This window comes from Hymenobacter sp. APR13 (assembly GCF_000737515.1).
In the GTDB taxonomy this organism is placed as follows: Bacteria; Bacteroidota; Bacteroidia; order Cytophagales; family Hymenobacteraceae; genus Hymenobacter.
The window spans coordinates 4,119,580-4,144,020 of the sequence record NZ_CP006587.1 but is presented as its reverse complement, the minus strand read 5'-3'; the positions used below and the strand labels follow the sequence as shown (position 1 = coordinate 4,144,020).

General features: G+C 64.4%; 16 protein-coding genes and 1 riboswitch. Of the genes, 13 read left to right on the top strand and 3 right to left on the bottom strand.

All coding sequences use genetic code 11. The features are described from left to right. Positions 1-34 precede the first annotated feature (34 nt). On the bottom strand, positions 35-553 hold the full coding sequence (locus N008_RS17260; protein WP_044017621.1) for a DUF2911 domain-containing protein: 519 nt from the start codon (positions 551-553) through the stop codon (positions 35-37). A gap of 90 nt (positions 554-643) precedes the next feature. Continuing rightward, the gene (locus N008_RS17255) at positions 644-1,930 is read right to left on the bottom strand and encodes an MFS transporter (RefSeq protein WP_410471204.1); all 1,287 of its coding nucleotides are present in this window, start codon (positions 1,928-1,930) and stop codon (positions 644-646) included. A gap of 128 nt (positions 1,931-2,058) precedes the next feature. Beyond that, a riboswitch (cobalamin riboswitch) is annotated at positions 2,059-2,254 on the top strand. 186 nt (positions 2,255-2,440) lie between these two features. Here N008_RS17255 and N008_RS17250 point away from each other — a divergent pair. The 11 genes from N008_RS17250 to N008_RS17200 all read left to right on the top strand — a co-directional run bounded on the left by N008_RS17250 (position 2,441) and on the right by N008_RS17200 (position 17,325). Next, positions 2,441-2,836 carry an acyl-CoA thioesterase gene (locus N008_RS17250; RefSeq protein WP_044017619.1) on the top strand — a complete coding sequence of 132 codons (396 nt, stop codon included), beginning with the start codon at positions 2,441-2,443 and terminating at the stop codon, positions 2,834-2,836. A 162-nt stretch (positions 2,837-2,998) separates the two neighbouring features. Continuing rightward, positions 2,999-3,319 carry a hypothetical protein gene (locus tag N008_RS17245; protein WP_044017618.1) on the top strand — a complete coding sequence of 107 codons (321 nt, stop codon included), beginning with the start codon at positions 2,999-3,001 and terminating at the stop codon, positions 3,317-3,319. 155 nt (positions 3,320-3,474) lie between these two features. After that, positions 3,475-5,055 carry an NAD(P)/FAD-dependent oxidoreductase gene (locus tag N008_RS17240; protein WP_044017617.1) on the top strand — a complete coding sequence of 527 codons (1,581 nt, stop codon included), beginning with the start codon at positions 3,475-3,477 and terminating at the stop codon, positions 5,053-5,055. 129 nt (positions 5,056-5,184) lie between these two features. Next, positions 5,185-5,544: a CoA-binding protein gene (locus N008_RS17235; RefSeq protein ID WP_044017616.1), complete on the top strand. Its 360-nt coding sequence runs from the start codon at positions 5,185-5,187 to the stop codon at positions 5,542-5,544. Positions 5,545-5,816: 272 nt separating this feature from the next. Next, positions 5,817-8,636: a caspase family protein gene (locus tag N008_RS17230; RefSeq protein ID WP_071884560.1), complete on the top strand. Its 2,820-nt coding sequence runs from the start codon at positions 5,817-5,819 to the stop codon at positions 8,634-8,636. Between the two features lie 116 nt (positions 8,637-8,752). Beyond that, positions 8,753-12,016, top strand: a complete 3,264-nt coding sequence (locus N008_RS17225; RefSeq protein ID WP_044017615.1) for a CHAT domain-containing protein — start codon at positions 8,753-8,755, stop codon at positions 12,014-12,016. Between the two features lie 247 nt (positions 12,017-12,263). Then, a complete protein-coding gene (locus tag N008_RS17220; RefSeq protein WP_044017614.1) occupies positions 12,264-12,848 on the top strand; it encodes an RNA polymerase sigma factor in 585 nt (194 codons plus the stop codon). Next, on the top strand, positions 12,829-13,671 hold the full coding sequence (locus tag N008_RS17215; protein WP_044017613.1) for a hypothetical protein: 843 nt from the start codon (positions 12,829-12,831) through the stop codon (positions 13,669-13,671). Before N008_RS17220 ends, N008_RS17215 begins: the two co-directional genes overlap by 20 nt. A 15-nt stretch (positions 13,672-13,686) precedes the next feature. Further along, entirely contained in the window at positions 13,687-14,829 is a 1,143-nt protein-coding gene (locus tag N008_RS17210; RefSeq protein ID WP_044017612.1) for a porin family protein, read from the top strand. Positions 14,830-14,990: 161 nt separating this feature from the next. After that, complete coding sequence (locus N008_RS22455) at positions 14,991-15,719, top strand: DUF4386 domain-containing protein (RefSeq protein WP_071884559.1); 729 nt, start codon at positions 14,991-14,993, stop codon at positions 15,717-15,719. 166 nt (positions 15,720-15,885) lie between these two features. Continuing rightward, on the top strand, positions 15,886-17,325 hold the full coding sequence (locus tag N008_RS17200; protein ID WP_044017611.1) for a Gfo/Idh/MocA family protein: 1,440 nt from the start codon (positions 15,886-15,888) through the stop codon (positions 17,323-17,325). Between the two features lie 144 nt (positions 17,326-17,469). Here N008_RS17200 and N008_RS17195 read toward each other — a convergent pair whose 3' ends face one another. Further along, positions 17,470-18,201 carry an RNA methyltransferase gene (locus tag N008_RS17195; RefSeq protein ID WP_231569734.1) on the bottom strand — a complete coding sequence of 244 codons (732 nt, stop codon included), beginning with the start codon at positions 18,199-18,201 and terminating at the stop codon, positions 17,470-17,472. A 50-nt stretch (positions 18,202-18,251) separates the two neighbouring features. Between N008_RS17195 and N008_RS17190 the strand changes: the two genes are divergently transcribed. Together N008_RS17190 and N008_RS21840 are read left to right on the top strand one after the other, a co-directional pair. Then, complete coding sequence (locus tag N008_RS17190) at positions 18,252-20,765, top strand: BamA/TamA family outer membrane protein (RefSeq protein ID WP_156109372.1); 2,514 nt, start codon at positions 18,252-18,254, stop codon at positions 20,763-20,765. A gap of 210 nt (positions 20,766-20,975) precedes the next feature. Further along, entirely contained in the window at positions 20,976-24,371 is a 3,396-nt protein-coding gene (locus N008_RS21840) for a T9SS type A sorting domain-containing protein (RefSeq protein WP_081910864.1), read from the top strand. Positions 24,372-24,441: the final 70 nt, after the last annotated feature.

The window sequence follows — 24,441 nt, the reverse complement described above, 5'->3', positions numbered from 1 at the left end:
CGGTTTGCGTTCGGCAGCTAGCCTGATGAAGAAGTTACTTCACCGTGAAGGCCACCTGCGTGTTGTCCCACATCAGCGTTACCACGCCGGCTTTGTCGGCCGAAATGGTGAACTGCTCCACAGGAGCGGCGGTTTTGGTGGGCTTGGCCTGCACGCGCAGGGCGTCGTCGGCCTGCTTGTACTCGTAGGCGCCCCACTGCTTGGCGGTTTTGTTGAAGATGATGGTCCACTCCTGCTCGCCGGGAATGGTGAACAGGGCGTAGGTGCCGGCAGCCAGCGCCTTACCGTTGATTTTCACGGCTTTGGTGGCAGTGAAGGTAGTGGCCTCGTTGGCGCCGGTGCGCCACACTTTGCCGTAGGGCTCCAGGCCCCCGAAGGCTTTGCGGCCTTTCAGCGAAGGGCGGCTGTAGTCGATGGTGAAGTTGGGGCCCGTAACGGTGGCCGGCGGGCTGGGGCGCTTGCTTTTGTCTTCGGGCATTTTGCCCTGGGCCATAGTCTGGCCGGCCAGCAGCAGGCCGCAGAACACGAACAGCAGGGTGAGAATTTTTTTCATGAGAAACGGGAAAAGGTGAGTGTGGGAGAAAAGTAGCAATTCCGGCCGCAACGTTGCGCGGCACCTCAGAACCGTCCCTGCCCGAAAAGGTTAGTTGGCCGCCGAATTCAGGCGCGAGGTGTCGCGGGTGTCGGGCATGCGCAGGTACACCACCAGCGAAATGGCCGCGCAGGCCGTCACGTACCAGTAAAACCAGCTTTCCACGCCCTGGCTTTTGGCCAGCAGCGCCACGTACTCGGCCGTGCCGCCGAAAATAGCCACCGTGAGAGCATACGGCAGCCCCACACCCAGCGCCCGGATTTCAGTCGGGAACAGCTCGGCCTTCACCACGGCGTTGATGGAGGTGTAGCCGCTCACCACAGCCAGGGCCAGCACCAGCAGCCCGAACGCTGCGCCGAGGCTGGCGGCCGCGCCCAGTGCTGTCATCAGGGGCACAGTGCCCAGTGTGGCGCCCACCCCAAAAAACAGCAGCACCGGCCGCCGCCCCACCCTATCCGACAGCGCCCCCAGCAGCGGCTGCAGCAGCATGGCCACGCCCAGCGCCCCAAACGAGACGAGCGTGGCCTGGCCCTTGCTGAAGCTGGCGGTGTTCACCAGAAACTTCTGGGTGTAGGTGGTAAAGGTGTAAAACACCACGGTGCCGCCCAGCGTGAGGCCCACCACCATCAGCACTTCGCGCGGGTAGCGCAGCAGCAGTTGGAGCTTGCCGGGCGGCGGCGCGGCGCCGGCGCTTTCGGCAGGGGTCTGGTGCGTGAAGGCGTCGGTTTCTTCCATGGTGCGCCGCAGATACAGCGCCACCACCGCCGCGGCGGCCCCAATCCCGAACGGCACGCGCCAGCCCCAGGCCTGCAGCTCGGCGGCGCTCAGCACCTGCTGCAACCCCAGCTGCACCAGCAGCGCCAGCAGCTGCCCCGCAATCAGGGTCACGTACTGAAAGCTGGAAAAGAAGCCCCGGTTGCGCTGGTCGGCCATTTCGCTCAGGTAGGTGGCCGAGGTGCCGTACTCGCCGCCCACGCTCAGCCCCTGCAGCAGCCGCGCCAGCACCAGCAGCACCGGCGCCGCCACCCCAATCTGGGCGTAGGTGGGCGTGAGGGCAATCAGCAGCGAGCCGCCGCACATGAGCAGCACCGAAGCCATCAGGGCGGCCTTGCGCCCGGCGCGGTCGGCGTACAGGCCCAGCAGCCAGCCGCCCAGCGGCCGCATCAGAAAGCCCACCGCAAAGATGGCGGCCGTGTTGAGCAGCTGCGCCGTCTGGCTGCCTTCCGGAAAAAACGAGGGCGCGAAGTACAGGGCAAACGCCGAGTACACGTACCAGTCGTACCACTCCACGAGGTTGCCGACGGAGCCGCTGAAGATGGAGCGGATGCGGGAGGCCATGCTGCGGCCGCCCGGCGCGAAAGAAGTTTGCATATCGCAAAGTAGCATGTGTCGGCGTGTAGCACGCCCGCGCCCACGCTACATTCCGGCCCTTCCCCTACCTTCGCCCCGCTGTGCACTGGTCGATTTCCAGTCAGACGGCGGAAGGTTCCGGGGTAATACCGGGATTAATAGGGAACCGGGTGCGAATCCCGGACAGACGCGCTACTGTAAGTCCCGCGCAGTTTTCTCCACCTGAAGTCCATTGGCCGGCGCCCATGCCGGCTGAGAAGGACGGGGAAAACGGGACAAGTCAGGAGACCTGCCTTCCGCTGCATTGATGAGGCTGCCTTCGCGAAAAAGGGTCTTATCGGGTGTTTGTACGCTGCCATCGGGCGGGCGGGCGGCTGCGGCCGGCCGGGCCGGGGCGGCGTGTGGGTGGCCGGTAGCACACCGTAGCGCAGGGCGGGTTTCGCGGAATCGGACAGGCAGGCTTCGTTTCCTTCCTTATTCCCCTCTTTCTCCACTGTCATGGACCTTGCCGCCAAAATTGCCGCCGCCGAAACGCGCATCTTCAAAGCCGTTTTCCCTAACACCACCAACCACTACGACACCCTGTTCGGGGGCACCACGCTGCACCTGATGGACGAAGTGGCCTTCATCACGGCCACCCGCTTTTCGCGCCTCAAGATGGTCACCGTCTCGTCCGACAAGGTCGATTTCACCCACCCCATTCCCGGCGGCACACTCGTGGAGCTGATTGGCAACGTCGAGCACGTAGGCAACACCAGCCTGAAGGTGCGGGTGGAGCTGTTTGTGGAGCAGATGTACTCCGAGGAGCGCGTGAAGGCTGTTTCGGGCCTGTTCACGTTTGTGGCCATCGACCACGACAAGCGGCCGGTGCGCATCCTGCCCGCCGCCGTGTAAGATTCCGGCAATCAGTCCGGTCGTCTTGCAAACCTTCCCGGAACTTATAACCCACGGCGAAAAATTACCGTTTCCCCTACTTTACAATTCTCCTTGTCTGAACTTTTAGGCGTCTGCCAGGGGTTTGGGCAGCTAACCGCAACCCGACTTCTTCTCTTGGCAATGGATCAGCAGCAGAATGATAACATCACCGCCCGATTGGAACAATCATTTAAAGATGCCGACCAAGCCCGTGAAGACCTCACCGAATCGATGTCGAACTCCGTGGCCGCCAACTCCGACCTGCTGCACCACGGCCTGGTAAGCGCGAAAGGCCTGGAAACCACCACCGAAATGTACCGCCACATGCTGGGCCAGCTGCTGCGCCACAATTCCGGCGAAGTGCGGGCCCAGACGCTGCAGGCCTTCAACCAGGCTATGGAGAAGTTTTGGCCCCGCAAGCCACTGCAGAACCAAATGCCCAAACAGTCGGACAACGCCTGATTTTGTCCTGCCCTGTGTTGCGCCCGCCCCTCTGGTAGCTGCCGGAGGGGCGGCTGCGTTTTGGGCCGGTGCGGACCCGCGCCGCTGCGTACCTTTGCAGCCCTGTATAGGCTTTGGCTTAAAGGATAAAAGGATAACCACCTTTCCCCTGTTTCATGTCTGCTCCCTTCCGTGAGATTGAAGTGCTGCTGCCGCCGGCCGTAGCCTACGACGAGTTTGCCCGCTACGAGGCCCTGCTGCACGCCGCCGGCCTGCAGCCCGGCCAGGCCGATTTCGTGCATTTGCGCAAGCGCTCCATTGATGCGCGCGGCCGCAGCCCCCAGGTGCGCCTGCGCGCCGACATCTACCAGACGCCGCCGCCGCCCAGCCTGTTTGGGCCCTGGTTTCAGTATCCCGATGTCAGCCAGGCCCGGCGCACGGTGCTGATTGTGGGCGCCGGTCCGGCCGGCCTGTTTGCGGCGCTGCGCTGCATTGAGCTGGGGCTGAAGCCGATTGTGCTGGAGCGCGGCAAAGACGTGCGCACCCGCCGCCGCGACTTGGCCGCTCTCAACAAGGAGCACGTCGTCAACCCCGATTCCAACTACTGCTTCGGGGAAGGCGGCGCCGGCACCTACTCCGACGGCAAGCTCTACACCCGCGCCACCAAGCGCGGCGACGTGGGCCGGATTCTTCGCTGCCTGGTGCAGCACGGCGCCACCCCCGACATTCTGGTGGATGCCCACCCCCACATCGGTACCAACAAGCTGCCCTCGGTGGTGGCGGCCCTGCGCGACAGTGTGCTGGCCGCCGGCGGCGAGGTGCGCTTCGATACGCGGGTAGACGACCTGGTGCTGGACCACCACCGCCTGCGCGGCGTGGTGACGGCCACCGGCGAAGCCCTGGAAGCCGACGCCGTGATTCTGGCCACCGGCCACTCGGCCCGCGACATCTACGAGCTGCTGCACCGCCGCGGCGTGCTCATCGAGGCCAAACCGTTTGCGCTGGGCGTGCGCGTGGAGCACCAGCAGGAGCTGATTGACCGGGCCCAGTACCGCCTCAGTGAGCGGGGCGAGCTGCCAGCCGCCTCCTACTCGCTGGTGCACCAGACCCAGTGGCAGGGCCGGCAGCGGGGCGTGTTTTCGTTCTGCATGTGCCCGGGCGGCTTCATTGTGCCGGCGGCCACGGCGCCCGGCGAGGTGGTGGTGAACGGCATGAGCCCCAGCCGCCGCGACTCGCGCTTCGCCAACTCCGGCATTGTGGCGGCCGTGGAGCTGGAAGACATGGACGTGCGCCAGTACGGCGCCCTGGCCGGCCTGCGCCTGCAGCAGCAGATTGAGCAGCGCGCCTGCCAGGTGGCCGGCAACACCCAGCGCGCCCCCGCCCAGCGCCTCGGCGACTTCCTGAAAGGCAAACTGTCGGCGGAGCTGCTCGAAACCAGCTACCAGCCCGGCCTGGTGCCCGTAGCCATGGACGACGTGCTGGGCGCGGGCCTGGCCGAGCGGCTGCGGCAGGGCTTCCAGGATTTCGGGCGCAAGATTCCGGGCTACGCCACCAACGCCGCCCAGATTGTGGGCGTGGAAAGCCGCACCTCCTCGCCCGTCCGCATCCCCCGCGACCGGGACACGCTGGAGCACCCCGAGGTGCGCGGCCTGTTTCCGTGCGGCGAAGGCGCGGGCTACGCCGGCGGCATCGTGTCGGCGGCCATGGACGGCGAGCGGTGCGCCGAAGCGGCGCTGGCAGCCATTGGTGCGAAATAACCGTTTAAAGCAGTGGGCGGTCCGTTTAGGTGGCGCGCCTGTTGTTTTTTCAAGAGTCCGGGCCTTCGTCACTGGCTTGCCCATTACGTCGCCTGGCCGCTTTCATTTCCTCCGCACTTCCCCTCTCCCATGAAAAAGACCCTCGTTCTTGGTGCTTCCGATAACCCGGCCCGCTACTCCTACCAAGCCGTGCACCGGCTGCAGCGCCACGGCCACGAAGTGGTGCCCGTTGGCATCCGCAAAGGCCAGGTGGGCGGCCTCGACATCCAAACCGACCGTCCGCAGGCCGAAGCCGTGGACACCGTGACGCTCTACGTCGGCCCCCAGAACCAGCCCGCCTGGTACGACTACATCCTGGACCTGCAGCCCAAGCGCATCATCTTCAACCCCGGTACCGAAAACCCTGAGCTGGAGCGCCTGGCCCAGCAGCGCGGCATCCAGACCGAAGAAGCCTGCACCCTGGTGATGCTGTCGGTGGGGCAGTATTAGGCCACAACCAATAATAGCCCAGATACCCGTTGGCGGCGGGCGGCCCCGAAAACCATGGTTTTCGGGGCCGCCCGCCGCCAACGGCTGTATATAGCCTTACTAAACAGGCACTTTACAAAGTTAAACTAAGTTCCCGCCTTTTGAGCTGTTGATAAAAGCGGCCTGCTTGTTCTCTTTTAAGTTCAATAAAATATATATTAAGTTCATTATTTTATATATTTAATAGCCCGCTGCGGTTCCGGGCATATTGGTGTCACTAAAACCTCTATCCCATGGCTAGTCGCTTTAAGCAGATGACGCTGGCTGAGTTTGTAGCAGTGCTCAACCAGTTCCACTTCACCCGTCGTATCAATGCGGTGCACATGCACCACACCTGGCGGCCCAACCACGCCCAATACGCGGGGCGAGCCAGCATCGAGGCGATGTGGCAGTATCATACCCAGCACAACGGCTGGTCGGATATTGCTCAGCACATCACCATTGCGCCGGACGGCACCATCTGGACCGGGCGCAACTGGAACCTGGCGCCAGCCAGCGCCTCCGGGCACAACGGCAACAGCATTGCCGGGCCGTTTATGTTTGAGATGATCGGCGACTTCGACAAGGGACGTGACCCGTTTGCGGGCGCCCAGCGCCACACGGCCCTGCAGGTGGTAGCGCACGTGCAGCACCGCTTCGGGCTCCCCGACGACTCGCTGCACTTCCACAACCAGATGTCCACCAAAACCTGCCCCGGCAGCAGCATCAGCTACGCGGCCACGGTGCAGGAAGTGCGCAAGATAAAAGCCACCCTGGGCCGGCGCGATGCCGCCGGCGCGGTTCCCGCCGACGACCGGACCACCGAGCTGCTGCAGGCCCAGCGCTACACTTCTATTGTGAGCCGGGCCCGGGGCCAGGAGGCCGAGGCCCTGGCCGAGCCCGCCGAGGAAGGCATGAGCCGCCAGCAGCTGTTGCTGCTCACATCGGCCCCCAAAGACCTGCCCAAAACCGGGCGGCGGGCCGCGGCCGGCATCCGCACTGCCCGCGGCACCGGCGAGCTGACTACGGCCCAGCGGCAACTGCTGCGCAACCACGTGGTGAACCTCGACCAGGGGCGTTTCTCCACGGATGGCGCCTTTTCCACCACTGCGGCCGACGTGGACCTGCTGTTCAGCCAGGCCCTGGAGCAGGCGCTGCAGCAGGCCAAAGCTGCCCGGCGCCCCCTGCAGCTGCTGGTGTATGCCCACGGCGGCTTGGTGTCCGAAAAAACGGGCCTCGCCAGTGCCCTGCGCTACATTCCGTGGTGGAAAGCCAACCACATCTACCCGCTGTATTTTGTGTGGGAAACAGGCCTGACCGGCACGCTGGGCGCCCTCATTAGGGGCAGCAGCGCCCGTCAGATCGGCCGCGAAATCACCGACCTTAGCGACAAGCTTATTGAGCGGGTCGTGGGGCCGCTGGGCGGGCAGATCTGGAAAAACATGAAGGACAGCGCCGAATGGGCCAGCGAAGCCGACGGCGGCGCCCGTTACGTGGCCGGAAAGCTCCAGGAATTCTGCGCCGCGCACAGCGCCGAGGTAGCCGACGGCACCTTGCGCCTGCACGCCGTGGGCCACAGCGCAGGCTCTATCTTCCACGCCCACTTCCTGCCTACCGCGCTGCAGCTGGGCGTGCCGGCTTTCCGGACGCTGCACCTGCTGGCCCCGGCCATTCGGGTAGATGCCTTCATGCAGCGCTTGGCCGGGTTACTGGGCCACGGCATCGAGCAGCTGACGTTGTTTACGATGCGCGACAAGCTGGAGCGGGCCGACACCTGCTCGCTGTTCTACCGCAAGTCGCTGCTATACCTGGTGCACCGCGCCCTCGAAGCTGACCATGATACCCCCATTCTGGGCCTGGAAACCAGTTTGCGGGCCGATGCGGACGTGAGCTGGCTGCTGGGCCTGAACGGTACCGGCCCGGCGCGGCCCGCCGAAGTGGTTTGGTCGAGCACGACCGAGGCCACGGGGCGCAGCTCCAGCACCAGCACCACCCACGGCGGCTTCGACGACGACGCGGCCACCATGGAAAGCGTGGCCCGGCGCGTGCTCGGCCACCACGATATCGAGCCCTTCCCCAGAACCCGCGAGCTGGTTGACCTGTGGCACGAGCCTGTAGAGTTGCCCGAGGAAGTGGTGATGCTGGCCCAGCTGCAGGCTGAAAGCGCCACTCCTGCCCGCCTGCCGGTGAGTGCGCCACCGGTGGCCACTGCGGGCTCCAACGGCCACCCGCGCCGCCGGGCATTGTGCATCGGCATCAATAGCTACCCCGATGCCCCGCTACAGGGCTGTGTGGCCGATGCCCAGGCCTGGGCGGCAGCCCTGCAGAAGAAAGGATTTACCACGGAGCTGCTGCTGGAAGCCAACGCCACGCGCCAGAACATCCTGGATGGCATCGGGGCCATGCTCAAAACCAGCCGCGCCGGCGACGTGCTCGTGTTCCACTTCTCCGGCCACGGCACCCAGCTCGACGACCTCAGCCCTGAGGAGGACGACCGTAAAGACGAAGCCCTGTGCCCGTATGATTATGCCCGAGGTGCTTTCGTGCTCGACGACGACCTGCGGGCCGTATTCCGCCACGTGCCGGCCGGCGTCAACGCCACGTTCTTTGCCGACTGCTGCCACTCGGGCAGCATTGCCCGGCTGTTTGGCAGCGGCCCGGCTCCGGCCCCAGCCGGCCAGCGGGCCCGTTTCATGCAGGCCCGCACCCGCAACCTGGATTTCAACGTGCTGCACCGGGAGTTCCGGGCTACGCTGCCCGCGGAGAGCCGCCGCCCCGCCGATGCCGGCCGCACTGCCATGAAGGTGGTGAACTTCTCGGCCTGCCTGCCCGAGGAAGTGGCGTACGAGGCCAACGGCAGCGGCGCTTTCACGGTGCGGGCCCTGCGCCTGCTCGACAAGCTGGCCACCGGCATCACGCACAGCCAGTTTCAGGAGCAGCTGCGGCGGTCCTTCGTCCGGCACACGCCCGCCCAGCACCCCACCCTGGACTGCGCACCCACGGCAGAAAACCTGCCCCTGCTCCAGCCGCTGGCCGCACCGGTCCGGCGCCGGGCCACGGCGGGCACCCGGTAGCCGCGCCTGTCAGGCGCTACACCCACGCCCGTCCGGACCGTTTTGCCGCGGCCGGCCGGGCGTTGCTACTTCCCCGAAATCAGGCCTGACCTCACGCCTCTACTTAGCACCTTACAATGGCTTCTCGCCAACCCAAGCCGGGCAAAGCGCCCCACACTGCTTTGCAGCCGGCCCTGCTGGCATGGCCGGTCCTGCGTGCCCTGCTGGCCCAGGCGACGCTGCTGCCCACACCGGAGCAGGAGCCGGCCGAGGTGCGGGCACTGCGCACTTATTTCGGTGATGAGCAGCTGCAGGAGCTGAGCCAGCTGGCCCGCCAGAATGCCACCCTGCCAGCAGAACATCCGCACATTCTGTTTTTGCCAGGCATGATGGCCTCGGTGCTGGTGGAAAAAAAGCGCAGCCAGCCCGCGGAGCTGGTGTGGGTGAGTCCGGCCCGAATTGCTGATGGGATTGATGAACTGGCCCTCACCCCGGCCGGGGCCTCGGCTGCCAACATACAGGTGGGCCCTCTCGACTACCGCTCCTACGCCCGCACGTTGCTGGCGCTGGAAGCCGTGGGCACAGTGGAGCCGTGGCCCTACGACTGGCGGCAGGACCTGAACCAGGCCGCCCTGCGGCTGGCCGACTATATCCGGCAGCACCTACATGGCCGGCCGGTGCATCTGGTGGCGCACTCGGTGGGCGGGCTGGTGGCGCGGCGCTTCATTCAGGACAACGCCGCGCTGTGGGCCGGCATGGGGGCCAACGGCCTGGGCGGCCGCCTGGTGCTGCTCGGCACGCCCAACCAGGGCACCTACGCCACCGTGCCCCTACTGGCCGGCTCCGATAAAGTGGTGCGGTGGCTGGCCAAGCTGGACCTCAAAAACAGCCTGCCCGAGGTGTTGCGCATCCTCAATACCTTTCCGGCGTCTTACCAGCTGCTGCCGGCCCCGGCGCAGCTGCCCAGCGAGCTGCAGACGCTCTATCATGCCGGCACGTGGCGCAACGAGGCCATTCAGGCGGCGCTGCTGGAGCAGGGGCGCCTGTTTCAGGAGCAGCTGGCCAGCGTCCGGCCCCTGGACCCGGCCCGCACCGCCTGCATCGTGGGCTGCAACCACCGCACCCTTTCGCGCCTGGAAATTGTGGCTCCCGGCGAATTTCGCTACTTCGAGACGTTGGCCGGCGACGGGCGGGTGCCGAATGCGCTGGCGGTGCTGCCGGGCGTGCCGGCCTATTTTGTGGACGAGGACCACGGCAACCTGCCCACCAATCCGCTGGTGCTGAAAGCCGTGAACGAGCTGCTGACCTTCGGGCACACGCTGGTGCTACCAACGCACCCCGTCATTACGCGCGCCCCACTTGCCCCCGACAGCCACTGGCACCGCCCCATCGGCGACGATCTGGTGGCTACCGCCCTGGAAAAGCTGGCCCGCAGCCACCAGGAGGCCACCAAAGCAGCCGCAGCACCCGCCCCGGCCCAGTTGCTCGACCAGGCCTCCATGGAGCAGACGCTGCTGCGCGCCGCCATCGGCGACGACCAGCCGGCCCGCAGCCTGCACCGGCCGCCCACCGGCACCACCGGCCCCGGCCAGCCCCATAAGCTGCTGCTGCGCCTGGAATATCAGCCGATTGCCCAGGTGACGGCCCCGGTGCTGGTGATGGGCCACTACCAGGGCGCGCCGCCTACCACCCGCCTGCGCGAGATGGACAAGGCCCTCAACTACTGGATCAGCGAGGCCCAGGACCATGCCATGCTCAGCGGCGAGCTGGGCCACATTTCCATCGTGCCGGCCCCGGCCCTGGGCGGCAAGGCGGGAGTGCAGGCGCTGCTGCTGGCCGGCATGGGCGAGGAAGGCCGCTTCACGCACCACGACCTGCACTACCTGTTCACGAACGTGGCCCGCACGCTGCTGATGTTGGGCTGCGCCGAGGTAGCCAGCGTGCTGGTGGGCACCCGCGCCGGCACCATGAGCGAAAAACAGGTGCTGCTGAGCATGCTCGAAGGCCTGGCGGAAGTGCTGAACACGGCCACCGGCACCACGCTGGCCCGCAGCCGCCAGCTCACCACGCTGGTGCTGGTGGCCCGCTCCTACGACAACGGCCTGCAGTACCACCGCCTCACCAAGCTGCTGCCGGAGCTGGTGCGGGAGCAGCCCGTTACGGGCCTTCGCCTCAGCTACGAGCCCTCTGCCCTGCCCGAAACCCTGCTGCCCGCCGCGCCCGCCGACACTACCGCGGCCGACGCCACCGAAGCCGACGACGAAAACCGCCCCCGCGACCTGCCGCCCATTCAGGCCGGCCCGCGCATCACCATTGAGCGTACCGACAACCAGTTCCGGTTTTCGGCGCTGGTAGATGGGGCCGTTATTCCGGTGCGCGAGGTGAAAGCCCAGTCTTTCTTTCCGAGCAGCCTTTCCAGCCGGCTGATGGAATCGGTGACGCGGGAAGAGCAGGAAACCTACGGCCAGCTGCTCACCACGGCCCTGTTTCCCCTGGATTTTCAGGAGCACCTCAACGAGCCCCTCACGTTTATTCTGGACCGCGACACAGCCGGGCTGCCCTGGGAAATGGCCTGCTTTGCCCACCGCCAGCGGCGTGAGCTACAGTATTTCGGGCCGCAGCTGCAGCTTACCCGGCAGTTCCGGTCCATGCTCACGCCCCGGCCGGGCCAGCCCCCGCAGCGCAACGACGGCCTGCGCGTGCTGGTGGTGGCCGACCCCGCCGCCGAGCCGGAGCTGCAGCTGCCCGGCGCCCGGCGCGAAGGCCGCGCCGTGGTGCAGATCCTGAGCCACCTCAAGCAGCACTGGGCCCTGAACCTGGACGTGGTGGAGCGCATCGGGGACACAGACTGCGACCCGCTGGAAATTCTGGGGCTGATTCTCGACGGCAACTTCGACGTGGTGCACTTTGCCGGGCACGGCACCTTCGATGCCGCCCACCCCGACCACGGCGGCTGGGTGTTCGGCAAAAAGATCTTTCTGTCGGCGCGGGAGATATTTCAGGCCCGGCGGGTGCCGCGGCTGGTGTTCGCCAACGCCTGCTTTTCCACCCAGGTTACGGCCCGGCACCGGCACTCTGCCGCCGAGGAGCTGAACCGCAATCTGGCCGGCATTGCCGAAGCCTTCTTTGAGCGGGGCGTGCGCAACTACCTAGGCACCGGCTGGCCCGTGAACGACGCGCTGGCCGAGCTCTTTGCCCAGGAATTCTATGCCCAGGCGCTGGTAGGCCTTAGCTTCAAGGAAGTGTACCAGCCCGCCAACTATGGCCGCCGGGCAGTGGAGCCGCCGCCCACCCTGAGCCGCGCCATTGCCCACGCCCGGGCCCTGATTGCGCACCGTGGCTCCACCTGGGGCGCCTACCAGCACTACGGCCAGGCCAACGACCTACTGCTGGCCCTCTGAACTGCGTGAGGTAATTTTCCGCCAGGCAAAGCGCTGGATAGGTGCATCGTTACGACAACTCTACAAGCCCGTTTTTCTTCTTAATTGAGAAGAAAAACGGGCTTTCTTGTATCAGCTTCTGCCAGCCTCCGGACTTTGGTATCTTCAATCAACAAAGTTTTTTAGTGTCTCAGGCAACGCTCATGCAACCTTTGCCATCTAGCCTTCCAAACACCCCGCTATTGCCCTAACCTCTACCCAACCAACCGTGACTGAAGCCGACCTCATTGCTGCCTGCCGCCAAGGCAGTGGCCGGGCCCAGAAGCTGCTTTACGAGCAGTTTGCGGGTCTGATGCTGGGGGTATGCCTGCGCTACCTGCGCCGCCGCGAAGATGCCGAAGAGGCCATGCTTGGTGGGTTTGCCAAGGTGTTCCGGGCCCTCGACCAGTACCGGCACGAAGGCAGCTTTGAAGGCTGGATCCGGCGGATTATGGTGAACGAGGCCCTAGGCCAGTTGCGCCGCAAGGAGCCTCTGCACCTGGCCATCGACGACCTTACCTACGACGTGCCGGCCACGGCCGCCGAAGCCGAAAGCCACCTCAACGCTGCCGACCTGCTGGGTTTGCTCGCGGAGCTGCCGGCCGGCTACCGCACCGTCTTCAACCTGTACGCCTTGGAAGGCTACACCCACCCCGAAATCGGCGAGCTGCTTGGTATTTCGGAGGGCACCAGCAAGTCGCAGCTCAGCAAGGCGCGGGCCATGCTCCAGCGCCGCCTCGCGGCGGCCAACCAGCAAGCCAGCCCCGCCTCCACCTCCTCACCTAAAGAACTCTATGCAACCGGAAGATATTGATAAGCTGTTTCGCGAGCGTCTCGCGGAGCACGCCCCCACCCCGCCGGCCTACCTCTGGAACCAGCTCGAAGAAGAGCTGCAGCCCGCCAAAAAGCGCCCCGTGCTATGGATGTGGGCCGCCGCCGCCAGCGTGGTATTGCTTTTGGTAAGTGGCGTGCTATGGCTGCAAAACAGCGGCCTGCGTCCCGCCGGCTCCGGCGCCGTAGCCACTGGCAGCCGCCCCACACCGCGCCCACTACGTGCCACCACCAAGCCTGCCACGCCAGCTGAAAATAAAAACGAAGTAGCCGCCGCCCCTCAGGCAACCACCCCAGCACGGCCCGCATCTACCCCCTCAGAAACCACCGCCAGCCGCGCCCCCGGCAAACAGCTGCCACAGGTAGCCGCCACCAGCCCCCGGCAGCTGGCTGCTGCTGTTACCCGCTCCCGGGTAGTAGCGCCGGCCACCCGGCCAGCTAGCCAGCCAAGCCCACAAGCCCTGGTAGCACAGGTTCCCAGTCCGCAACCGGAGCGGCCACTGGAACCCGTAGTACCGGCTTCGCAACCGTCGCAACTGCCGGCACTGGCGCTGGCCGCCACGCCGGCCCCGGCCACTACTGGCCCTATTGAAGTGGAAGTGCGCCGGAGCGCTGCCCCTGCCGTGGCCACGGCAGCCCAGGCAGCTCCGGCCCGGCAGCGCAGCCTGGGCGGCGTATTGCTCCGCCAAGCCCGCAATGCGGTGCGTGGCGAACGGCTGAGTTTGGCGGAAGCCGGCCTGCCCGAAACCGTGACGGTACAGGCCCACGTGGCCGGCCGCACGCTTACCAAAGTGATTCAACTCTAATTTCCCTCCCCTGTCATGAAACGCTTCTCCGCTCTGCTGGCTGCCTTGCTGCTGCTGGCCCTGGCCGCGCCTTGCTTTGCCCGCCCGGCCCTCCCCGCCCACCTCGACGACACGATTGTGGTGAAACTGCCCAATCAGGCCGTAATGACGCTGTTCGTCAAGAACCGCCAGCAGCTGCGCGAGTTGCGGGCCTACAAGCTCGACTCGCTGATGATCCTGCTCGACAACTACATTGCCCAAGCCGAAACGGCCGGTAAAAGCTCGAAGTCAGACCAGGTGACCATGGAGTTCTACCCCGCCAAAGACCAGCCCGGCAAGCAGCTGCCCGAGCAGATCCGTATCACGATGCGCGGCGAAGACAACGCCCCCCGCCGCGGCGACAAGGTGGAAGTGAGTATGGGCAACCTGTTTGGAGTGAAGGTGGAGGAAAACGCCGATGGCAACGGCAGCGACCGGGTATCAGTGCATATGGGCAGCACGCCCGAAAGCGACTCGCTGAAAGCCGCCAAGCGGGCCCAAAAGGCCAACCGCTCCGGCCACAGCGACTTCGGCATCGACCTGGGTCTGAACGCGCTAACCAACAAATCGGTACAGCAGAACCAGTTAAGCCCCAGCCTGCGCACGGCCGCCTCGCGCTACGTCAGCCTCAACTGGCACTATTTGCAGCGCCTGGGCAGCCAGCGCAGCCCGCTCTATCTGCTCACCGGGCCGGAATTGTCGTTCAACAACTACATGCTGGAAGGAAGCCAGCGCTTGGTTTCCGTCAACGGCACCACGCGGATCGTCACGGCGCCCGATCTTAACCTAGAGAAAAGCAAGCTGGCTACCACTGCCCTCAACCTGCCCGTCATGGCGATGCTCAACTTCCGCAATGCCAAAAGCAAGAGCGTGTTCCGCGTTGGGGCCGGTGGCTTCGTCGGCTACCGCCTGGGCTCCCACACCAAAATCAAGTACAACGACGGGGAGCATACCCGCAAAGACAAAGACCGGGACTCGTTCAACCTCACCGACTTCCAATACGGCCTGCAGGGCACGGTGGGGCTGCGCAGCGTCACGCTCTTCGCTAAGTACAACCTCAACGACTTCTTTAAAAACGACGCCAACAGCTTCCAGGCCCAGACGCTAAGCTTCGGCATCTCGCTCACCGATTTCGACTAACATCTGGCGCCCCGGCGCGACCAAATGGCTGGCTACTCAATATCTAATTGAATGGCCAGCCATTTGTACGTTTTGGCCACATCCCCCCGCCGCTCGTTCCTGGCCAGAGTTGAGATTATTCAGCAAGGCCGGTTACCTAAATCACCTGTAGAAGCCTCCGTATGAGCACGACCTCCGATAGTTCGCCCTGGCGCTATGCCCGCCTTGGCGGAGCACTTTATCTGGTTATTATTCTGTGCGGGGCCTTTGCGGAGGGTTTGGTGATGAATCGGCTGGTAGTGTCGGGTGATGCTGTGGCGACGGCGCACAACATCCTGGCCGCACCCATGCTCTGGCGCCTCGGCGTGGCCGCCAATGTGCTGGTGGTGCTCTGCGCCGTGCCGCTGCTCTGGATCGAGTACCGGCTGCTGCAGCCCGTTAGCAAAAGTCTGGCGCAGCTTTCGTTGCTGTTCAATGGAGTTTCGCTGGCGGTGGAAGCCGTCAGCAAGGTATTTCTGCTACTGGTGCTGCCCATCCTGGCCAGCACTTCCGCCCTGCCGGCGCCCACCGGTTTCGGCCAGCTGGCGCTGCTGGCCAACCTCGCGCTGAAGTCTCATGACATTGCCTTCAATATTGCTCTGCTGTTTTTCGGCGGCACCTGCCTGGTGAATGGGTACCTGATCTTCCAGTCGGGCTATTTCCCGCGTGTGCTGGGCGTGCTGCTGCAGATGGCTGGGGCTGGCTACCTCGTAGCGTGCACGGCGGCGCTGTTTGCCCCGGCCTTGGCGGCTGTTCTCCTGCCCGCCATTCTGCTGCTGCCATTGGTGGGCGAGCTGTCATTTTGTTTGTGGCTGCTACTGAAGGGCGTAAACCGCGCGCAGTGGCAGGCCCGCGCTGTTGGAAGCGCCTGATCGGCAGCAGCGCGGTTTCAGGATAGATATGCCGTAGCGTCAGCTTCGTATCTCGGCTGTTACCCGGCGGGCAGCGAATAACCTGACAGTTAGTGATTGAACATGAGGCATTTCCTAGCAGAAAAGCGCTAGTTTTAATTTCCTCCCACCCTCAGCCAGTCCTGCCATGAGTGAGCTTCCCGAGTTACCGTCGCGCCGTACATTTCTGGAGCAAAGCGCTGCTGCCGCCACCTTCTTCATCGTGCCGCGCTTTGTGCTGGGCGGGCCGGGCTACACCGCCCCCAGCGACCAGCTGGTGGTGGCCGGCGTGGGCGTGGGTGGCAAAGGCGCCAGCGACTTGGCCATGTTCGCCAAAACCGGCAAGGTGCGCATCGCCTACCTCTGCGACGTAGACGACCGCCGCGCTGCCGGCGCTGTGAAGGCCTATCCACAGGCCAAATACTACAAAGACTGGCGGCAGCTGCTGGCCAAGGAAAGCAAGAACTTCGACGCCGTTTCCATCGCCACGCCCGACCACAACCACGCCAACGTGACGCTGGCGGCCATGCAGCTCGGCAAGCACGTGTACGTGCAGAAACCTCTCACCCACGATATTTATGAGGCCCGCGCCCTCACCGATGCCGCCAAGCGGTACAAAGTGGTGACCCAAATGGGTAACCAGGGCGCTTCCGGCGACGGGGTGCGGCAGATGCAGGAATGGTACGACGCCGGCCTGCTGGGCGACGTGCACGAGGTATACTGCTGGACTGACCGGCCCGTGTGGCCCCAGGGCATTGCCTGGCCCACCACGCCCGCCCCCGTGCCTGCCGGCCTCGACTGGGACCTGTGGCTGGGCACCGCGCCGGCCCGCCCCTACGTCGATAACCTGGTGCCCTTCAACTGGCGCGGCTGGTGGGAGTACGGCACCGGCGCCCTCGGCGACATGGGCTGCCACCTGATGGAAGCGCCGTTCCGGGTGCTGGACCTGGGCTACGCCAACGCCGTGCAGGCCAGCGTGGGCAGCGTGTACGTGGGCGAGTTCAAGCGCGGCTACTTCCCCGAAAGCTGCCCGCCCTCCAGCCACGTCACGCTCACGTTCCCCAAAACCAGCAAAACCAAGCAAGAAGTAACCGTGCACTGGATGGACGGCGGCATTCAGCCCGAGCGCCCCGACGAGCTAGGTGCCAACGAGCTGTTCGGCGACGGCGGCAACGGCACGCTCTTCGTCGGGAGCAAGGGCAAGATGATGGCCAGCACCTACGGCGCCGACCCACGCCTGCTGCCCACCAGCCGCACCCAGCAGGCAAACATCAAGCAGAAGTTGGCCCGCGTGCCGGGCGGCGCCGACGGCCACTATGCCCAATGGGTGGAAGCCTGCCTGGCCGGCTACGGCAACAAATCCGTCAGTTCGCCCTTCGAGCTAGCTGGCCCGCTGACGGAGGCGCTGCTGATGGCTAACCTCGCCATCCGCGGCTACGACATTCAGCGGCCCAAAGCCACCGGCAGCGGCATGGACTACCCCGGCCGCGGCATCGAGCTGCTCTGGGACGCCCAGCAGCTGCGCGTCACCAACTTCGACGAAGCCAACCGCTTCGTGCGGCGCGAGTACCGTGCCGGCTGGCAGTAGAGGTGGTTACAGGAACGTCATGCAGAGCGCAGCCGGAGGCGCAGCGAAGCATCTCGCCAGCGTGCTAACATCAAACCCATTGCACAATTGGGTCACCGTTGCACGCGAGATGCTTCGGTAAGCTCAGCATGACGTTCTTGCCACTCAGCCGTTCCGGAAGAAATTATCCAGCAGAATGGCCCCGGAAATAGCCACGTTGAGGCTTTCGGCCTGGCCGCGGCCGGGAATGTGCAGGCGCTGGGTGAGGCAGGCTTCCACGGCCGGCGTGAGGCCGTGGCTTTCGCTGCCCATCACCAGCACGCCCTGTGGCTGGAGCCTGAGCCGGTGCACGTTGTCGCCGTGCAGGTCGGCGCCGAATACGGACTGGCCGGCGGGCAGGCTGCCGAGCCAGGCGGGCAGGTCGCGCTGCCAGATGGGCACCCGCGTGAACGAGCCCATGGTGGCGGCCACGGTTTTGGGCGCCCACGGGTCGGCGCAGGTTTCGCTGAGCACCACGCCGGGCAGGCCGTACCAGTCGGCGAGACGGATAAGGGTGCCCAGGTTGCCGGGGTCGCGCACTTCGTCGAGGGCCAGCAGCAGCCCGGAGGTAGCCGTGAGGGTCAGCGGCAGCTCGGCAGGCAGGCGCGCAATGGCCAAAGCGGTGTTGTTGTTGGCCAGCGTGCCGAGGCGGGTCAGCTCGTCTTCGCTGAGCACGTCTACGAGGCCTGCCGCCAGGCCGGCGGGTAATTTTCCGGCAAATTCGGCCGTTGTAAACACGCGTTCCGTTTGAAGTCCGGAACTTAGCAGTTCCAGTACGCTTTTGCCGCCTTCCACCAGAAAGGCCCCATGCCGGAGCCGATACTTTTTCAGGTGCAGCGCGTGTACGTATTTTGCCACTGCTTTCGAAACCATACCCTTTGCTGAACAGACGCCCTACGGGACCTCAGGTGAACGATAAACTACGGAGCCGGGCGTTGCCGGCCGGGTTGCTCCTGCTGGGAAGCTGGCTGGCAGTAGGCTGCTCGCCGCTCCGCCTGCTGGGCCCCAACCAGCAGCTGCTCAGCCATATCGAGCTGAAAGGCGTGAAGCAGGCCGATGCCGAACGGATTCAGGCGCTGTACCGCCAGAAGCCCAACAGCCGCTTTCCGCTCCCAAAACTAGCAATCTATCAGCTAGGCAACACCTTCTACACCCCCGATAAGCTGCAGCGCAAGCTTGACGCCACCCGTGCCCGCTACAACGAGCGGATTGTGGCGGCCCGGCCCGACTCGGCGCTGGTGGGCAAGCTGCTCACCAAGCGCGAGCGGCAAACCCGGCGCCTGCAGTTGGCCCTCGACAAAGGCAACGCCATCATGCGCCTGGGCGAGCCGCCTGTGATTTACGACTCGGCCCTGACCCGCCAGACGGCCGAACAGATTGCTACTTTTCTGAAGTCGAAGGGCTTTTTCCGCAGCCGCGTGCAGTATTCCGACACGCTGGCCGACCGTCGGTTTTCGCTGGGCCGCCTGCTGGGCGGCTCCGACAGCCTGCACCGCCGCCGCGTGGTCGTGACGTATAACATCACCGAAAACGCCCCCTTCCACTACTCCCAGCTCGACTACGACATCGCCGATACGGCCGTGGCCCGGCGTGTGCTGGCGTCGCAGCCGGCCTCGCTGCTGCACGCCGGCGACCAGTACGACGAGGAAATCATCGGCCAGGAGCGCGCGCGGTTTGAAACGCTGCTCAAAAACGACGGCTACTTTGATTTCCGCCAGCAGTACGTTACGCTGGAGGCCGATACCAGCTTCGCTCCCGCCACCGTGCGGCTGCGCACGCTCATTGCCAACCCGGCCTCGGGGCAGCCGCACCCACGCTACACCATCCGGCAGGTGCGCTTCATTACGGATGCGGGCACCGTGCGCTTTGGGCAGAAACGCGACACCATCCGGCAGGACTCCACGTATTTTCTGGCCTTCCAGCACCAGATCAACACCCAGCTGCTCAACCGCAAGGTGGCCGTGCACCCGGGCCAGTTCTACAACCTGACCAACACCCAGACCACGCAGCGCCAGATCAGCCAGCTCGACGTATTCCGGTTCACGAACGTGAACTACGTGCGTGTGCGCCCCACCTCCGCCGCCGACAGCACCCGCCGTCAGCTCGACGCCGTTATTGCGGCCTCGCCGGCCAAGCGCTACCAAGAAACCGTGGAATTTGGTGGCACCTATGTGGCTTATCTGGTGGGGCCGTTTGCCAACCTGCGCCTGAAGGCCCGCAACCCGTTTGGGGGCGCTGAAGTGCTGGAGCTGGGTTTGCGGGGCGGCTTTGAAGGGCAGTATGAATTCACCAACAGCGCCGACCGGAGCCAGCTCAACAGCGTACTCACCACCCAGTTGGGCGCCAACCTAAACCTGATTCTGCCGCAGTTTCTGGTGCCGTGGCGCTCCAACGGCCTACTTACCAAGTACAATCCCCGCACGCGCATCAATGTGGGATACAACTACGTGAGCCGCCCCGAGTATGCCCGTACCAATCTGGAGGGTACCTTCGACTATATCTGGCAACGCTCTACCTATCACCAATTCGTTTTCACCCCCATCGACCTGAGCCTGGTAAACACGGCCCGCCTGGACCGCACTTTTTTCCGGCAGCTCGTCAACCAGTTTCCCAACCAAGAAGCGGCCAGGTTCACTTTTAGCCGGCAATTCGTGCCCAGCCTGAGTTTTACGTCGTTGTACAACTCCAACGACTTCAACCAGACTCGGGACGCAAAGTATTTGCGGCTGTATGCCGAGGTAGGCGGCATCACCAAGCCGCTCTACCAGGATCTACTCAGCGACAGTATCCGGGTGGCCGATTTCTACCGCCTCAACGCCGACTACCGGCGCTACCACAAGGTAGGCGTGAAGTCGTTTCTGGTGTACCGGTTCAATGGCGGGCTGGTGCAGCCACTGCGGGCCAGCACCAACGGCCTGCCCTACGACAAGTATTTCTTTGCCGGCGGCGCTACCAGTTTGCGGGCCTGGAAGCCGCGCCGCCTGGGACCAGGCTCGTTCACGTCGTATCTGCAGGACACCACCGGCACGTTTATTCTGGACGAAAACGGCAACCGCATCCGCAACTACAACTTAGAGCAGCCCGGCGAGTTGCTGCTGGAAGGCAGCGTGGAGTACCGCTTCCCGCTGTTCAGCTTCATCAACGGCGCGCTGTTCACGGATGTCGGCAATACCTGGGCCCTGCGCTCCGACGACCGGCGGCCGGGCGCGCAGTTCAGCCCCACGCGCTTTTACCGCGAATTCGCCGTCAGCTCCGGCTTCGGTTTGCGCTTCGATTTCACGTTCCTGATTTTGCGCCTCGACGTAGCCACTAAGGTCTACGACCCCACCGCGCCCGGCAACAAATGGGCCATCCGCAAAGCCAGCCTATTCGGCAGCCAGGACCAGACGGCGTTTAATCTGGGTATCGGGTATCCGTTCTGAGGCGACACCTTTTATAAGCAACGCTCCGCATCTAACAGTTAGGCCGACCCGACCTTGGGAACCGAATGCTGGGAGCGGAGCTCATTTCTTTTTGGGAAACCATTCCATAAATGGTTCTCATTGTCGAACGATTCGTAGTTTTGCTTGGATTATCAGGCCGATTTCTGCCATGGTAGTCAATTCTTTGCATCTACATCACTCGTTCTACTTATGAGAAAATCCGTACAACGCTGGCATGGGTTATGCGCGCTGCTACTGAGTGCCGCGGCCACCCCGGCCCTGGCAGAAGGCTCCAAGCAACTCACGCCCAACACCAACTCGACAGTGGCCCTGACCGACCCGGCCAACACCCGTGCCGGCTACCTCACGCACGACGTGAACCTGAGCGGCACCACCGGCGGGCAAGACGTGTCGCTGGGCTTCCTGAAGCCCAGCACCTGGGTTGGCCCGGCCGGCCAGGCCTTCAGCCCCGACTACCGAATGTTTGTGCACATGGAGCCCGGCGAAACGCTCTATTATGGCGTGCACCGCCAGCCGGTTTCTTCCAATGCGCAAACGCAGGCCGACCTGACCCTGACACTGCGCTACGGCGCCGGCGTCGGCACGGTGGTGCAGGCCACCACCCTGCAGCGTGATGCAGCCAGCCCTAACCAGGCCACGCTGCTCACCACGGTGAACGGCCAGCCGCAAGCCGGCGTGATTGCCACGCCGGCCGAAGCCCAGGCGGGTCCGCTCCCCAATGCCGGCGGCTACCAGCCCCTGACGTACACCAACAACACCGGCGCCGCCCAGGAATTCTATGTGGAGTTCACGCAGGTGGGCGAGGAAACCATGACGGCCGAAAACCGCCGCTCCGACTACGACCTCTGGGACTTTACGGTCCGTACGGCCGGCGGCACCGAGAAGCCTGGCCGCCTCTACAGCCGCCACTGGGCCTTCACGGCCGGTATTTCGGAAGGCCCTACCGGCACCAGCCAGTTCCTTAACCGTCTGTCGGCCAACTTTATTCTCTACCCGATGGTGGAAAGCCGCCAGGCCCCGGGCAAATACTTTGTGAAGGAAGTGGAGCTGGCCGGTTTGCGCCCGCTCGTATTCTTCTTCGTGTCCAACGAATTCGGCTCCGACCCCTCGTTCGGGTCTACGTTTGCCGCCCGGCGCCGCAGCCAGCTGAGCAAGTCGTCGTACACGCAGTATCCCAACTTCATCAGCAACCCCGATGCCGCCATCTGGCCCACTGCGCCCGAGCCGACGGTGAGCATAACACCCCAGCCGTTCTGCCAGGACGGCGTGACGAAGGTGGCCTTCACCACCCGCGCCGCCGAAACCGGCGACTTCGAGATTCTGATTGACCTGAACGGCACGCCCGGCTACCAAGCCGGCACGCGCGACAGGCTGTTTGAACTGAACGTAACGGCCGGCACAGCCAACACCCTGGTCTGGGACGGCCTGGATGGCACCGGCGTACGGGTAGCCAACGGCTCGACCGTTACTTTCAACTTCACCAGCAACGGTGCCCCGGTCAATTTCCCCGTGTTTGATGCCGAAGGCAACCCCGACGGCTTCCGCGTGCGTAACGCCCGCTCCTCCACCGGAGCCTACGACCTGCTGTACTGGGACGATTCGCTGCTGCCTACGGCCGAGTTTCCGAATGACCGCACCCAGCTGGCGGGCGTGAACTCCAGCACCGGGGTGCACCGCTGGGGCGCTACCACCGACGACGGCGACGGCTACACCGTCAACACCTGGACCTACGGCTTCTCCGTGTTCACCGGCAGCCGCACCTTCGTGTATGCCGACGTCTGCGACAACGACAACGACGGCGTAGCCGATGCCACCGACATCGACGACGACAACGACGGCGTCCTCGACGTAGTGGAAGCTATGTCGGGTACGGCCGCCACCGACCCCGGCGCCTTCGCCACCACCACCTCCCCCATCCGCTACCTCGACGCGGCGTACGTGCACCCCGTGCTGGGCACGTTCGTGGACACCAACAACGACGGCGTCAACGACCTGTTCGACCTGGACCGCGACGGCATTCCGAACCACTTTGACCTGGACGCCGACGGCGACGGGCTCACGGATGCGTTTGAGGCTAATGGTAATGTCACGCCCACCTTCACGTATGGCCCTTTCGCGTTTGTAGTTGGAAGTGGTCAAAACACCCGCACCTACACGTACCAGAGCGCTTACAGCGTCACGGAAGGCCGCTACGTTACTACTGCTACCGGCACCGCGCCCATCAACGGCATTTACGCGGGCGTAGGGGGCAACGGCCTGCCCGATGCGGTGGAAGGCTCGGTAGCGTACAGCAAGACCGGCAACGGCTCCAACGAAACTGTTACCGTGACCGAGAACGGCGTCAGCAGATACAATCTGGTTGATACCGACAACGACGTGCGCAGCAACCTCAACGGCACGGCCCGCACCTACAACTTCCTCGATATCGACTCCGACAACGACGGCATCACCGATGAAATTGAGGCGCTGAGCACGACCGTTTATACCACCCGCCGCGGCCAGGCCAACTTCAACACTGACGCCGACCGGGACGGCCTGCGCGATGCCTACGACGCCAGCAATGGGGGCGTTGCGGGTGTTACTATCACCAGCGTGGTCAACACCGATGGTACCGACGTAGCCGACATCTTCGACATCGACTCCGACAACGACAACGCCGGCAAGACGGGCCTGGCCATCAACCTGCAAACGGCCGACTGGTCGGAAGCTTTTGCCAATCCTACTTTCGCTGTATCGGGTGGAGAAATTATTGCTAAAGCGCGTCTTTTTGCCACCAACAACCCCAGCAAAGCCAACTATTACCCTGTTTCTGGCCCAGCCAGCGGCGTCACGAACTCGCCCTTCCTGCTGGACGCCGACAACGACAAGATTCCCAACTTCCTCGACCTAGATAACGAGTACTACCGCGACGACAACTTCAATGGTCTGGTAGACCTCTACGATCCGGCCTACGGCGGCACGCCTTCTTCGGCGCCGCGGGGCTCGAACACGGCAACCGAAGCGGCCTTCCGTACCAACGCCAATGCCGTACCGCTGCCCGTGGAGCTACTCAGCTTCCAGGCCCGCGCTGCCGGCCGCGACGCGCTGCTGACCTGGGCTACGGCTTCGGAGAAAGACAACGCCCGTTTCGACGTAGAGCGCTCCGCTGATGGCGTGACCTTCGCGGTAGTGGGCTCGGTACGGGGCAACGGCACCCGCAGCACCCGCACCGACTACGCCTTCACCGACAAGGGCGCCGGCGCGGTAGCCGGCACGCGCTACTACCGCCTGCGCCAGGTTGATGTGGATGGCAAGGAGTCGACCACGGAAGTGCGGGTAGTAAGCTTTGACGGCAAAGGCGCGGCTACGCTGATTTCGGTGTACCCTTCGCCCTCAACGGACAAGGCAACCCTCGACCTGCTGGCGCTGAGCCAGGCCACCTACCAGGTGGAAGTTCTGGGGGCTGATGGCCGCCGGATGCTGCGCTTTGAAACCACGGGCGGCCGCGAGGTGGTCCTGCCGGTAGCGGAGTTTGCCAAAGGCACGTACCTGATCCGGGTGAGCGGCCAAGGCCAGCGCTACCTGGTGAAGCTGCTCAAAAACTAGTAAGCCGTAGCAGCACGCCACTGAAAAGGGCTTCCGGATATCCGGAAGCCCTTTTTGTTGCTCACCCAGT